Here is a 13,540-nt window from a genome sequence, read left to right as displayed (position 1 = left end):
TTTTTTTTCACAATGCTTTCCACAGCCACCCCTAACATTACTTTGCGGCTTTACTAGGCGTTGATTGAATGCTAACCAAAATGCTTGTCAAAGTAGCAGCTTTTTTGGGGGGTAGTTCGTTCATAATAGAGCTGGCAGTTCGCGGATTTAATTTCAGAAGAATGGCAGCCGCTGGTAAATCCCCCGTGAGCGCCAATTGTGCAGCAGCAGCGTCTGGGCGCATTTTTGTGATAATATCGACCAAAGAGCTCTCGACTTTATCCAAAAAATCATTCCGCCCTTTGAGCCAAGTTTCATATTCTTTCCGCTTTTCTTCCAATAATTTAATACGCTCATCAATTTGCACCCGCAAAGTGGACAATTGCTGACTTTGTAATTTAAAACGCGTATCCAAAGCTTGGCTATCTATATTAGCACAAAAACGTGCGCTATCACTCTGCCCTGGTAATGGCGAAGCCAATTGAGCAGCAGGTGCAATATTATCCCCTTTTAAATCTTGTAAAGAACTTTCAGATATACCTTTTACAGCAGCCGTTGTGGGCAAAAGAGAAGAATCTCTTGGGGATACCACGATCTTATCTTGTTTTATTGTTTGCGTTGCACTTTGCACAGTATTGATCATCTGAGCCATAAGCATCAAAAATACTAAAAAAATAGATTTCACACCTTTTTTCATTGAATTACCAACTCCGCATGCAAAGCACCTGAAGTTTTAATGGCTTGTAGAATAGCAATAATCCCCGCTGGCTTCACACCAATTTGATTGAGACCTTTCACAAGACTATCTAAATCTGTCCCTCCTAAAATACCAATATTTGACGTTTGTTCACTCACATCTACCTTCGTGTTAGGCACAATAACAGTTTTACCATCGCTAAAGGGCTGAGGCTGGGAAACAACAGGTGTTTCTGTCACCCGTACTGTAAGGCCACCGTAAGAAATAGCTACCCGTGAAACCCGTACTTTTTCACCAATCACCACTGTTCCTGTTCGCTCATCTACCACAACCCGCGCCACTTCATCCGTAGGAATAGGCAAACCTTCCAGCGCAGCAATAAAACGTGTTGCACTGACTTGAGGAGGCTTTGTTAAGACAATAGTCTTAGCATCGCGTTCTTTTGCCACGGGCCGCTTATAACGATTTTGAGCAAAAATATTGATCAAATCAGTTACCTGTATTGCTGTCGAAAAATCAGAATCGCGCAATTCAATAATCAACGTATTGTTGCCGTTGAAATTGCCATCAATCTTTTTTTCTACCAAAGCTCCATTGGGGATCCGTGCTGAGGTTGGTACCCCTTGGGTCACGCTTTCCGCGGCTCCTTTTACCTCAAAGCCTGAAACAATCACATTGCCCTGCGCCACTGCATAGGTTTGACCATCCCCACCCAACAATGGAGTCATCACCAGCGTTCCGCCCTGTAAAGAAGCTGCATCACCCAAAGAAGAAACGGTTACATCAATTTTTGCTCCAGGAGTAGCAAAGGGCGGAAGTATAGCGGTTACCAAAACAGCAGCAATATTATTAGCACGGGTTGCGCCAGCGGGCGGATTGATTCCCATATTATCAAGCATAGCGCGCATGGATTGCTCAGTAAAAGGCGCATTGCGCAAAGAGTCGCCCGTACCCTTTAGTCCGACAACTAAACCATATCCTACCAATTGATTTTCACGCACACCTTGTATCTGGGCAATATCCTTAAGCCGAACCACCGCACCAGGCGTACTTAAGTCTGCATAGCGCATCTTTTTTGGATCCCCCCCTGCACCAAGCCACGCCGCATCAGACGCTGCCTCAGAACGAAACTGGCGCACATCCACGCCGCCTTCATCGGCGAGAACAAAATCAAACGCTACACATAGCAGCAAAAAGACAGCCAAATATCGCCCCATTACGACCCCACCAACACGCGCCCATCGTCCATAATTTTGCCCGAAATGATGCGACCCGAATCGGCATTGCGTACTTTGATTGTATCACCAGCCGATCCAGACTCTAACGCAATCCCACGCGCAACAATTGATAGATTACCTGACTGAAAAACTAATTGCGCCGTCTGACCGCGATTAATCAAAGATGCCGTAGTCAAAGCAGAAAGCGCAATAGCATGTCCCGGTAAAAGGGTACGCTTTGCTATCTTATTCTCCAATTGCGCCCTATTACGCACATAACGAAGTTCAGCGCCTGAGCGGATATAAAAAAATTTCTCATTCACGGCAGCAGATGAAATACTTTGTCCCGTATAAATAGCTACATTGGGAACTAAAAACGCCACTCTATCAGCACACGCATCCACCTCCACAGCCAAAAACGACAAAATGGCCCCTAAAAAAAATCTCCAAAAAGCCATTTCCTACCTCAGATTTTTTGAAACCACTGCTGCCATCTCATCAGAAGCTTGAATTACCTTAGAATTCATCTCATAGGCGCGTTGAGCCGCAATCAATTCGGTAATTTCTTTCACTGGATCAACATTTGAAGCCTCAAGGTACCCTTGCATGATATGGCCATAATTATCCCACATTGGCAGACCAACCGCGGGTGTTCCCGATGCTTGCGTCTCACGATAAAGATTACTGCCAGCGGGATCTAAACCCGCTTCATTGACAAAATTCACCAAAGTAAGCTGTCCCGCCCGCACCACTTGCGGAGGATTATCATCGGTTTTATAAGAAATGGTTCCATCTTGGCCAATGGCAATCAAACCATCCTTTGAACGGTCGGCCGGAATATTAATAGGTGGCTGCACCTGATAACCATCTAGAGTAACAAGATCGCCATTTTCATTTAAATTAAAACTACCAGAACGCGTATAAAATACATTACCCGCGGGATCTTGCACCTCAAAATATCCCCGCCCTGCTATAGCTATATCCAACTGATTGCCCGTTTGACTAAATGAACCTTGCAAATTTACCTTGCGAATGGCCGCAGTACGTACCCCCATACCTACCATTGCGCCTTCTGGAACAGTTGCTTGATTCAAAAGATCAGGAACCCCCTTAGCACGATCAGCCACATAAATAAGGTCGGCGAATTCAGCTCGCGAGCGCTTATAGGCTGTCGTATTAATATTCGCAATATTATTAGCGATAACGTCAATATTGGTTTGCTGGGCGTTCATCCCCGTAGCGGCAATAGAAAGCGACCTCATAACCATCATATTTTCCTATTTTTTGAATTTCTATACTAGAGAAGGATAACCGCCCCAATTATTCATTAAATCTGCATCCGACTGACTTCCGTATAAGCTTGCACAATTTTATCACGAATAGCGATAGCAATATTCAGCGCGCGCTCTGCTTCCATTACGGAGTTTACAACGTCACGCACCGCTACATCGCCCCCCGCCATCTTAGCCATAGATATAGTTTCCGCTTTATGTAAAGGGGCACCAAAACTTTCGCCCACCCGAGTTAATACTTCATCAAAACTAGGGCTTTCTGCACCACCACTTTGTGGTCCCCCCATTACCCCCTTAAGGGGTTCAAGCCGATTGAGCGTTAACCCCGCCTGCGCGGTTAAAGGATATATCATTGGATTACTCCTTTATCATAGATACACAACTTCAACTTCTTAAAAGATCAATAGTTTGACTAATCAGATCTTGAGCCTGACTATAAACTTGCAAATTAGCCTCATAAGAACGATTGGCTTCGCGCATATCCGCCATTTCAACAATAGCATTCACATTAGGATATTTAACATAGCCGTTTGCACCAGCAGCTAAATTGCTAGGCTCATATTTTAGCACAAAAGGCGCTCTATCCGCCCCAATGCGCGCTACACGCACACCATCCACATCACCACTTTGCCCCAAACGCGCCTCAAAACTTATAGTTTTACGCCGATAAGGATCGGCTCCTGGGCTGCGGCCGGTAGAATTACTATTAGCAATATTCTCAGCGATAATCCTCAAACGAGCAGATTGGACATCAAGCCCGCTTGTAGCGATTTTTGTGATAGAAAACAAAGGGTCAGCCATAATTATCCTCCATTCCTCACACTTGCCATCAACATACGATGAAATGCCTTCACAAGTGATACATTAAGTGCCATATCACGCCCCAAAGCACCACCTTGGCGAACCTCCTCTTCTAAGTTCACATTATTATCAGAATGAGTAACCTCCGCCCCGCGTCCAGAAGCAGTGATCTCAACACCCATATCATCCCCTCCTACATCCATATGATGAGGATCAGTTGTAATCATGCTTACGGTTTTATTTTGCAAAATTGTAGAAAAATCTGCCACATCGCGGCTATGATATCCAGGCGTGTTTACATTGGCAATATTACCCGCTATCACCCCTTGGCGAACGGCTAGCCATTGCGCCTGTCTATTTGCAAGTTGAAAAAAATTAACTGAACTCACCATTTTATTACCCCCCTTATTTTTAAAAATAAGACTGTAATCTTGCGCGAGACTTATGCCACTATTCCAAGATATAAAAATTTCTATAAAGATACTACAAGAAGGGCATACGCCTCTGTTGTTTTAAAGCAAACAGTACCCAAATTTTTCTCAGCTCTCTACGACCCCTTTAAGGCACGCGCGAGATCTTCATAAGCATCGCTAGAGAGCGGCGCGTTAGGCGATTGCTTAAGCGCCTCATAAATCTGTGGTACTAAAATTACCGCTTGATCTAAAAATGGATCCACGCCCGCTTTATAAGCCCCCATAGCTCGTAAATCACGCGTTTCTTCATAGCGAGCAATCATTTCTTTCAGGCTTGAAACTAACTTTTTTTGCTCACCGTTCCAGCTATAAGGCGCCAAACGTGAAATGGACGACGTAATATCAACAGCTGGAAAACGTCCTTGAACAGCGACTGAACGATCAAGCACAATATGACCATCAAGAATGCCGCGCGCCGCATCAGAAATTGGATCATTGTGATCATCGCCCTCCACTAATACTGAATAAACCCCAGTGATAGAGCCCTTACCACGCGGCCCTGGTCCAGCCCGCTCTAAAAGCTTTGGTAAGTCCGCGAAAACCCTTGGTGGAAACCCCCTTGAAACCGGTGGCTCGCCCGCTGCAATTGCTATCTCTCGACCCGCTAAAGCATAACGCGTAATAGAATCTACCACCAAAAGGACCTGATCACCCAAACAAGAAAAATATTCTGCAATTGTTGTAGCCGTGGCTGGGGCTAAACGCCGCATCATAGGGCTTTCATCACTTGTAGCCACCACAGTTACTACTTTTGATAACTCACCACGCATTGTATCTTCAAGCATATCTCGGACTTCTCGGCCTCGTTCACCCGTCAAAGCTAAGACTACAGTATCAAAATGCTTAGTTTCGCTTAGCATCGCTAAAAGCGTTGATTTTCCGACCCCCGAACCCGCAAAAATACCAATACGCTGACCAAAGCATAAAGGCGTAAAAATATCAATGACACGCACTCCTGTGCGCAAAGGCTTGCCAACCCTCGCCCGCTTTAAAGCCGGTGGTGCCTGCGTTTCTACCAGCATATTACGGTCTCCCACCAAAATAGGCCCCTTGTCATCAATCGCTTGACCCAAAGCATCAAGTACACGGCCGCGCCACGAGACATCAGGCGCTACATAAAAAGGGCCGCTCGGAAAAACAGATGCGTTCAAAGCAGGAGTCATGCCTTCATCATAAGGCTTAATCAGTACTTCCTTTTCGTTTATGCGGATAACCTCACCATAAGCTACTCGCCCTCCCCACTCAATCGCCACCCTATCGCCCAAAGCCACCGCATAAGAAAGCCCTTTTGCTACAATCAAAGCGCGAGAAACTTCGCTCACCACTCCGCCCCGCGCTACCAAAGTTTGGCCAAGCGCCTTTTCGCTCTCCGCTAAAACAGAAAGCTTTGACAAAAGCCTCCCAAAGCCCGCAGTCTTTCCTGCATCGCCTTTCTGCGCCCTGTCTAGGGCTTTTACAGCATCCAAACCTTCTGTAAATTGTAAAATTTGTGACTCTCGCAAAGATTGAGAGATCCGTGAATCCGACAAGCCACTAGAAGCCTCTTTACTCTGTGGCATCCTCTCCATCTCTAAAGTTGATAAATCTTGCAACGCTTGCCGAACCCTAGGACGGCCGCCTCCGCTAAGCACCGCCCCCTCTTGATTACGGCTATCGCCCCCAAATTTTGTCATTTTTTTTCCCAGTTTTGCCCCAGCCTGCGTCTTTGCCAAATGTCTTTAAAATACCCCAAGCATCCAAATCAACCGCACTAAATAATGCAACAGCCCAACAAGGTACGCTTAATCTAGCAGCTTGCATGAAAGCCCACTCTTCAAGAAGCGCAAACCATAAAGGAGTCGCAAAAAAATGTCGTGCTCTACCCAAGAACCATAATCGCCCTAAGTTCGCCGGCCGCCAAAAATTTGTATTGATTTTAACGTCATATCTTCTTGTTGACGTAGCATTGCTTCCATACGTTCAAAAGCACGGCTAACCTCAATCAAACGCGTCATTTCTAAAACACCGTTCACATTAGCGCTTTCTATATATCCTTGCATAACTCCTTGCCCTGTACCACCTTCGGCAGGAACAGCAGGTCGATCAGGCACCACTGAAGCATTTGGTCCATAACGCAAATTACCTTCAGAAGGGATTTGGAACAGGCCAATCTTGGCTACTTGCGTATGATTTTGATAAATAGCCCCATCAACACTTATCACTGGCGCGCCTAAAGCTGGATTAAGTTGCAAAGGCGCGCCACCATCATCCAAAAAAGGTAAGCCCGTCACCGAAAGCAAATCGCCCTCTGCAGTCATGTTCATACGTCCATCACGCGTATAGACAGGACCAGCAGGCGTTTGCAAAGCAAAATAAGCATTGCCATCAATTGCCACGTCTAAAGCATTGCCCGTTTGCGTAAATGCACCATGTTCACGAGTAATATAACCTTTGCCTGCCGTTACAAAATTAACCTGCGTGTTATTGTTGCGCGCTGTAGGAGAGAGCAATGTTTCGAATTTTATTGCTGTTCCATGAAATCCAGGAGTATTAACATTTGCTATGTTTTGCGCTATCGTATTAAGCTGACGCGCCAAGCTAAGTTGACCAGAAATCCCTATATAAATTGGATTTTTCATCTAAAATACCCTTAATTTTAGCTGGCCTAGGCGAGCAATTCTCATTTGGTTACGCCAACCTATTACCAGCTTTTAGAAACCATCTTTATGGCCGCTAATCTCATAAATTAAACGTAGCACTTTGCCTTAATGCCGTCGTAAAGCTTGTAAAGCTTCCAAACTATCCAACGAAAACCCACCAAGAGTGTTAGGAGCGCTATTTTTTAATAAAGCCAAAGCTGCGCTCGCCGGTTGATTATTATCTTTGTCATACATAGCTGAAAAACGAGATATCAAACGCTCAACTCCTTCTGGCGTTGCAACATCTTCAAAAGAAAGATGAGTCTCTAAAAGACGTTTTTGTACATCAACATCCGATTTTCTTATACTATTAGGGATTCCAAGAGCTGTAAAAACAACCTGCGTCAAAGCCTTATCCCCAAGGATCTGATACGCCCAACCCTTTTTTGAAATCCCCCCCCCTTGTTGCATCCCCCCCACGATCCGCGTAAAATAAAGGGCCAAACGTACGCCAGGGTCGCTTTTCCCCATTTCCTCCTCAAGAGTTTGTTGGATGTACTTATTAACGGCCCCCTTAACAGCAGCTACGCTTTGGGTTGCCTTTTCGCCCAGGGCATGAAAGTTAAAAGCCTTAACAAACTCAGCATAGCGCTTGTCGCTCATTTTGTCGGCCATCTCAGGGTCAGTCAATAGCTTCCGCATCAAACCCTTCGCATAAATCATCTCTCCCAATCCATAAGCCTTCATGGCATAATCATAAAGACGATCATCGCTCAAAAACTCATCAATTGTGCGCACCTTTTTGATATTCTCAATGTAATAGGTAGTCTCGCGGCTTACGACTGGCTCTTGCAATAAGCGATCGCGCGTGTCTTTCAGGTGATCAATCGTATAGCGATAACGCGTGTAGGTGCCTATCATAGCCCCTCCCTATGCAATACTCTTACAAAGAATTTAACAATTTGACCTTACGCAAAGCTTACCATAAATAAGTTATCACTAAAATAACTCTAAAAGCAAAGCCATAAATGGAAAGTGTTGTGTGATTTTTTAAAAATTTATTTAATCCAATCCTAGTATCTTGTCCAAATATTTATCTATACTATGACAAGCTTCAGGCAAGGAAAGTCTCATACAAAAAGGAAAAGGGAATTTAAATGGGTATTATTATTGGTCTTATCATTGCTCTAGGATGTATTCTTGGCGGTTTTTTTGCCTTGGGTGGCAAGCTAGCTGTTTTAGTACAGCCATGGGAATTTCTTATAATTTTAGGGTCAGGGATAGGAACCTTTATTATGGCTAACCCCTTTACTTTGATTAAGGATACAGTCAAAGCCATTAATGAAGCAATAAAAGATTCTGTACCGCAAGTCAAAGATTTCCTTGAGGTGCTTGGGTTGCTTTATATACTGATGCGCGAAATGCGCTCAAAGTCCCGTACAGAGATTGAATCTCACATCGATAACCCGAATGAATCGACAATTTTTAACCAATACCCGCTTGTGCTAAAGGATCAAAATTTGACCTACTTCATTTGCGATTATTGTCGACTTATAATTTTAGGCAATGCGCGCCCTTTTGAGGTGGAAGCCTTAATGGATGAAGAAATCCAAACCATTACTCATGATTCACAAAAACCTGCTAAAGCGGTGCAAAACTTAGCTGATGCGCTTCCCGCTTTAGGAATTGTTGCTGCAGTTTTAGGTGTCATCAAGGCTATGGGTGCTTTAAATGAATCTATAGAAGTTTTAGGGCACTTAATCGGAGCCGCTTTGGTTGGCACTTTCGCCGGAATCTTTTTTTGCTATGGAGTCTTTGGTCCCCTCTCTCAAAAAATCAAAGGCGTACGTAGCCAAAGGAACCGCCTATACATCGTGGTGAAGCAAACCCTCCTAGCTTATATGAATGGCGCCATCCCACAAATCGCCCTTGAATATGGCCGTAAAACCATTTCTGCAAAATACCGCCCAACCATTGATGTAGTGGAACAAGAAGCCATCTCTGGCGGTAGCACCTCTTAAATAGCGAAAGAGCATGTCGTAGATGACTGAACATTCTCCCTCCATAGGCAACCAAGCAGCAAGCGACAAAAAACGCAGCCAGCTAGCTCAATATATCTTACGTGCAGCTGGTCTTTCCAGCGATGACCTAATTGCTTTCCGTCACGTTTTCAGTGAGGCAACAACCCAACTTTGCGCCCGCCTTATCCCCTACACATCGCAAAGGTTTTTCGCCGAAATTGCTTCTCTCACCACTCTAAAAGCCGACCACGCTCCTTCACAAATTCCCCAAGATACCCTCATAATGCATTTTTCGGCTCACCGCTGGGGAGGCGATGTTTTCATGCTTCTCAATGATGCCCTTATTAGCTTGGTAGTCGATGCCTTTTTTGGAGCTGATCAATCGAACGTATCTAACCGAGGCGGCCGCCCCTTCAGCGTTAGCGAGATTGAAATCGCTAATACCTTTGCCCAACTCTTTGCCCAATCACTTGATGGAGTTTTTGGTGACGGTGACAATACATTGCTCTTATATCAAAAAACTCTAGCAAATTCCCCTCCTCAAAAAGAACTTCCTTTTGGGCAAACCGCTCTTTTTTCTTGTACAATTCACTTAAAAACTGAAGAGAACATATCTCCTTCTGTCCCTGTTAATCAACTCACACTGTTAATGCCCCGCACATGCCACCACCCCATCCAAGAAGTGGTTGCAAAAGCCTTGCACGCGCCTTCTGTTGCGAGTGACCCTCTCTGGGCAAAACGCCTACGCCAAGAAGTTCGCCGTACCAATATCAAGGTCGAGGCAGTCATCACCCAAAGCAACCTACCTTTGAGTGCTTTGTCAAAATTATATAAAGGCCAAGTTCTTCCGCTTCCCCCTAATGCGATTCAAAATATAAAGTTACAGAGCGGCCAACAAGCTTTATACAAAGGATCTTTAGGAAAGATTGGTAGCCACTTTTCTGTCAAAATTTCCAATCAAATCAATGAAGAAGAGGAGGCTCTCAATGAGTTGGCTCATTATTAATCTCATCAGTGCGGCGATCAGCGCCTTCTCACTAAGTGTTTTTATCGCCGCCGCCCGTAAACTCACCGCAACCGTTCAGTTAGGACGAGCCTTAGCAACAGAAATCCAATCTGCTACCGCAAGCCTTGACCAAGCAATAAAAATCTTGCGCGAAGAACACCAAGATTTCCAAGATGAAAATAGAAAGCTTGATGCGCGCATTAGTGAATCCACCCGCACACGGCGCAATATTGATCAATATATTGCAAAAATGGAAAATATGCGCCTCCGCTTGCAACAAGACTATACGAGCCTATACAGTCAAATTCACCAGGCCTCACCCACGGCCTCCAAACTTAAGACAACGCCTCCAGCCGCAGCCTTACAACACCCATCCATCCAAATAAGAAACCATATCACGCCTATAAACACATCTAAAACTGTCTCATGCGATAAAGCGGCGCCTCTTAACGTACCCCCCACGAGCAGTAAAGGCCTGCCAGTTTTTGTTCAGCGCAAAATTGCGCGAAGTCCACAAAACAAGTTAACAATTTATTAAATCTATATAATATAAATCGGCAACCCCTATGGTGACTTATGGCAGACGATACTCCACCCCCCTTCACCTCCGCTCCTCCTCTTAATGCAGCTGGCGATAAAAAAACGCCACCCCCTCCTTTGGATAGCGCGCGCCCAGCCGCGCCAAGTTTTAGCACCGAAAAAATGGGCACCCCCTCCTTTAGCACCGGTGAAATGCCCACCCGCAAAGAACCCAAAAGCACAGGAATATCAAACAAAGCTGTGCCGAGCGATGCATCAGCAGGCAACGCCGATTTAATCATGAGCATACCTGTTGAAGTTCAAGTGGTTTTGGGGGCCACCCATATGCCGGTCGCTACCTTAATGAATTTAGGACGCGGAGCTATTATAGCTTTAGATAAACAAATTGGTGATCCTGTAGATATCGTTGTTAACGGACGAGTAATTGCACGAGGAGAAGTAATTGTTATGGAAGATGACACATCACGCTTTGGAGTGAGTTTAACTGAAATTATTGGCAAATAATGATTTGAAAGTTCATAATGAGCGTCGCAGATACAGAACTTAATGAAAATACAAAGAGTGAATCCCTTCCCGCACGCGCATCGACACAAAGCGACGAAAAGCGCGACTCCATCATTGATACGCTTTCAAGCCAACAAAAAGTAGTCGCCTTATTAGTAGCTCTTGGCAAACCCACTGCTGCACGCTTATTAAAGCATTTTAGTACCGATGACCTACGCTTATTAAGCGGACAAGCTCATAAATTACCGGATATCAGCCTCGCCGATTTTGAGATTTTGGTACGCAAATTTGAAGATGCCTTTGCCGAAGGCGCGTCTTTCTCGCAAGCAGGAGAACGATTCAATAAACTCGTGCTAGAAACCTTGCCTGAAGAAGAAGTAACACAAATATTAAACCCTCCTATAGACCCTGACACTACAATTTGGGATATATTTAACACACTTGATGCTGGGAAAATTCATGCACACCTAGAGGGCGAACATCCACAGATCATCGCTTATATTCTCTCGCGCCTGCCCTCTGATTTAGCCGCACGACTTTTACTGGCGCAAAATAGCGCTATGCGCGCTGATATAACGCGCCGAACCCTACATTTAGGAACTGTATCTCCTCTATGCGACCAACTCCTCAATAAAGCCCTCCACCCGCAGCTTACCCAACAAAAGGAGACAGGCAAAGACGGCAATCACACCCAAGTTGCAAGTATGCTTAATGCGCTTGAGAAAAACGAGATTGATGAAATGTTGATGAGCCTCGAAGAACTTAGCCCCGAAGATATCGCTAAAATTAAAGCAAAACTTTTCGTATTTGAAGATATTGCACGTCTTAGCGATAAAGCCCGCTTATTGCTTTTTGACGGTATTGATGCCCCCCTTATCATTACCGCCTTACGTGGTATAGACGTACAAATGAAAACTCTTATCCTTGAAGCGCTTTCTCAACGCACTCGCCGCATGGTAGAAGTAGAATTGACAAATGCCGGTGCTCCATTAACCCAAGCAGAAATAGTACAAGCGCGCCGCAATATAGCACAAAAAGCGATTCGGCTCTCCGACCAGGGCATCATCAGCCTCACTAACGATCCAACCGCCAACGACCAAACTGCTAATGCTCCTTAAAACCGATCTGCCCTTCAATCTCGATTGAAATAGACAACGCGCTTAACAAAAAATGATACCTTTTTGCTGCCATATACTTTTCCTTCTATCAAGCACTGACACAAGAAATGAGATTACAATTCGACTATGGCAGAAGAAAAAAACGAAGATGGCTCCCAAACTGAGGCGCCAACCGAGCGTAAAATCCAAAAAGCTGAAGAAAAGGGCAATCTGCCTTTCTCACGTGAATTGCCTATTTTTATGGGGTTTGTTGCCTATAGCCTTATTGCCTCATTTATCGCTTGGCCTAGTTTTTCAAAATTGACAAGCTTTTTAAATCAATGGCTAGAACGCCCCGAGGCGTGGCGCATCAACAACGCCGAAGACATTAAAAATCTTTTAATTACCATAGAAGGGAATGTAGGTCTGGCCTTATTACCTATTTTATTGCTTATCACCCTGATTGGAATAGCCTCCTCTCTAGTGCAAAATCCACCACGCATGATAGGAGAACGTATACGCCCGCAATGGTCACGTATTTCACCATCAAGCGGCTTTAAGCGTATTTTTGGTAAAGGCGGCTGGGTAGAATTTGGCAAATCTCTTGCCAAAATTTTGGGCGTTAATTTAGTCGTGTATTGGTTATTCTTTCGCCATACACACATATTTCTTGATGCCTTAAACACCAATACTTTTTCTCTCCCCAGATATATACAAATAAAACTCACACGACTTTTACTCTCCTTCAGTACCGCGGTAGCAGTAATTGCCGCCTTCGATCTCGTATGGTCGCGCTTCTACTGGTATCAACAGTTACGTATGTCAAAACAAGAGCTTAAAGATGAGTATAAGGAAACTGAAGGCGATCCGGCAGTCAAAGCACGTATGCGCTCATTGGTTCGCAGCCGCATCCGCCAACAAATGATCGCTAATGTGCCCAGCGCAACCTTAATCGTGGTCAATCCCACACATTTTGCTGTTGCTTTACGCTACCACCCTGCTGATGACGCCGCACCCGTTGTAGTAGCCAAAGGTAAAAACATCTTTGCTCTAAAAATCCGTGAAATTGGTATAGAAAACAATATACCCGTGATTCAGAATATTGAACTGACCCAAGCGCTTTATCGCCAAGTAGAAGTAAACCAAGCCATACCGCCTCATTTCTATGAAGCAGTAGCCGCGCTTATTCGTTTTCTTAATAATCAAAACAACTTTATAAACATGTAATAATAAATATATAATAAGCCACACACAAGAAAATAGGATTATAAAGCAATCATCAAAGGGCTTAAAGC

The 13,540-nt window shown here is 44.6% G+C and carries 17 protein-coding genes; 6 read left to right on the top strand and 11 right to left on the bottom strand.

The window, feature by feature from the left end; translation table 11 throughout:
- Positions 1-37 precede the first annotated feature (37 nt).
- The 11 genes from ACK28X_RS06340 to ACK28X_RS06290 form a co-directional block, all read right to left on the bottom strand.
- Positions 38-664, bottom strand: a complete 627-nt coding sequence (locus tag ACK28X_RS06340) for a MotE family protein (protein WP_412057570.1) — start codon at positions 662-664, stop codon at positions 38-40.
- An 8-nt stretch (positions 665-672) separates the two neighbouring features.
- A complete protein-coding gene (locus ACK28X_RS06335; RefSeq protein WP_412057569.1) occupies positions 673-1,893 on the bottom strand; it encodes a flagellar basal body P-ring protein FlgI in 1,221 nt (406 codons plus the stop codon).
- Positions 1,893-2,318 (bottom strand): flagellar basal body P-ring formation chaperone FlgA, encoded by a 426-nt coding sequence (gene flgA, locus ACK28X_RS06330; RefSeq protein WP_412057568.1) that lies wholly within the window; start codon positions 2,316-2,318, stop codon positions 1,893-1,895. Before flgA ends, ACK28X_RS06335 begins: the two co-directional genes overlap by 1 nt.
- Positions 2,319-2,354: 36 nt before the next feature.
- Positions 2,355-3,155 (bottom strand): flagellar basal-body rod protein FlgG, encoded by an 801-nt coding sequence (gene flgG, locus ACK28X_RS06325; protein WP_412058303.1) that lies wholly within the window; start codon positions 3,153-3,155, stop codon positions 2,355-2,357.
- Positions 3,156-3,220: 65 nt separating this feature from the next.
- Positions 3,221-3,538 carry a flagellar hook-basal body complex protein FliE gene (locus tag ACK28X_RS06320; protein ID WP_412057567.1) on the bottom strand — a complete coding sequence of 106 codons (318 nt, stop codon included), beginning with the start codon at positions 3,536-3,538 and terminating at the stop codon, positions 3,221-3,223.
- Between the two features lie 31 nt (positions 3,539-3,569).
- Positions 3,570-3,986 (bottom strand): flagellar basal body rod protein FlgC, encoded by a 417-nt coding sequence (gene flgC, locus ACK28X_RS06315; RefSeq protein ID WP_412057566.1) that lies wholly within the window; start codon positions 3,984-3,986, stop codon positions 3,570-3,572.
- A 2-nt stretch (positions 3,987-3,988) separates the two neighbouring features.
- Positions 3,989-4,378, bottom strand: a complete 390-nt coding sequence (locus tag ACK28X_RS06310; protein ID WP_412057565.1) for a flagellar basal body protein — start codon at positions 4,376-4,378, stop codon at positions 3,989-3,991.
- Between the two features lie 155 nt (positions 4,379-4,533).
- Positions 4,534-6,132, bottom strand: coding sequence for a FliI/YscN family ATPase (locus tag ACK28X_RS06305; protein WP_412057564.1), 1,599 nt, complete (start codon positions 6,130-6,132; stop codon positions 4,534-4,536).
- Entirely contained in the window at positions 6,110-6,325 is a 216-nt protein-coding gene (locus tag ACK28X_RS06300; protein ID WP_412057563.1) for a hypothetical protein, read from the bottom strand. The genes ACK28X_RS06305 and ACK28X_RS06300 overlap by 23 nt, the downstream gene beginning before the upstream one ends.
- A gap of 14 nt (positions 6,326-6,339) precedes the next feature.
- On the bottom strand, positions 6,340-7,077 hold the full coding sequence (gene flgF / locus ACK28X_RS06295) for a flagellar basal-body rod protein FlgF (RefSeq protein ID WP_412057562.1): 738 nt from the start codon (positions 7,075-7,077) through the stop codon (positions 6,340-6,342).
- Between the two features lie 126 nt (positions 7,078-7,203).
- Positions 7,204-7,998: a DUF1217 domain-containing protein gene (locus tag ACK28X_RS06290; RefSeq protein WP_412057561.1), complete on the bottom strand. Its 795-nt coding sequence runs from the start codon at positions 7,996-7,998 to the stop codon at positions 7,204-7,206.
- Positions 7,999-8,234: 236 nt separating this feature from the next.
- Here ACK28X_RS06290 and motA point away from each other — a divergent pair, with 236 nt between their 5' ends.
- The 6 genes from motA (at position 8,235) to ACK28X_RS06260 (ending at position 13,472) form a co-directional block, all read left to right on the top strand.
- Entirely contained in the window at positions 8,235-9,098 is an 864-nt protein-coding gene (gene motA, locus ACK28X_RS06285) for a flagellar motor stator protein MotA (protein ID WP_412057560.1), read from the top strand.
- Positions 9,099-9,120: 22 nt separating this feature from the next.
- A complete protein-coding gene (locus ACK28X_RS06280) occupies positions 9,121-10,104 on the top strand; it encodes a FliM/FliN family flagellar motor switch protein (protein ID WP_412057559.1) in 984 nt (327 codons plus the stop codon).
- Positions 10,085-10,642 carry a BAB2_0123 family type IV secretion system effector gene (locus ACK28X_RS06275; RefSeq protein ID WP_412057558.1) on the top strand — a complete coding sequence of 186 codons (558 nt, stop codon included), beginning with the start codon at positions 10,085-10,087 and terminating at the stop codon, positions 10,640-10,642. The genes ACK28X_RS06280 and ACK28X_RS06275 overlap by 20 nt, the downstream gene beginning before the upstream one ends.
- A 194-nt stretch (positions 10,643-10,836) precedes the next feature.
- Positions 10,837-11,148 carry a flagellar motor switch protein FliN gene (gene fliN / locus ACK28X_RS06270; RefSeq protein WP_412058302.1) on the top strand — a complete coding sequence of 104 codons (312 nt, stop codon included), beginning with the start codon at positions 10,837-10,839 and terminating at the stop codon, positions 11,146-11,148.
- 17 nt (positions 11,149-11,165) lie between these two features.
- Complete coding sequence (locus ACK28X_RS06265; protein ID WP_412057557.1) at positions 11,166-12,266, top strand: flagellar motor switch protein FliG; 1,101 nt, start codon at positions 11,166-11,168, stop codon at positions 12,264-12,266.
- A 126-nt stretch (positions 12,267-12,392) separates the two neighbouring features.
- Entirely contained in the window at positions 12,393-13,472 is a 1,080-nt protein-coding gene (locus ACK28X_RS06260; protein WP_412057556.1) for a flagellar biosynthesis protein FlhB, read from the top strand.
- The last annotated feature ends 68 nt before the right edge of the window (positions 13,473-13,540 follow it).

Origin of the sequence: Bartonella sp. DGB2 (assembly GCF_046843095.1) — a bacterium.
In the GTDB taxonomy this organism is placed as follows: Bacteria; Pseudomonadota; Alphaproteobacteria; order Rhizobiales; family Rhizobiaceae; genus Bartonella.
This window is presented reverse-complemented; position numbering and strand designations above follow the sequence as displayed.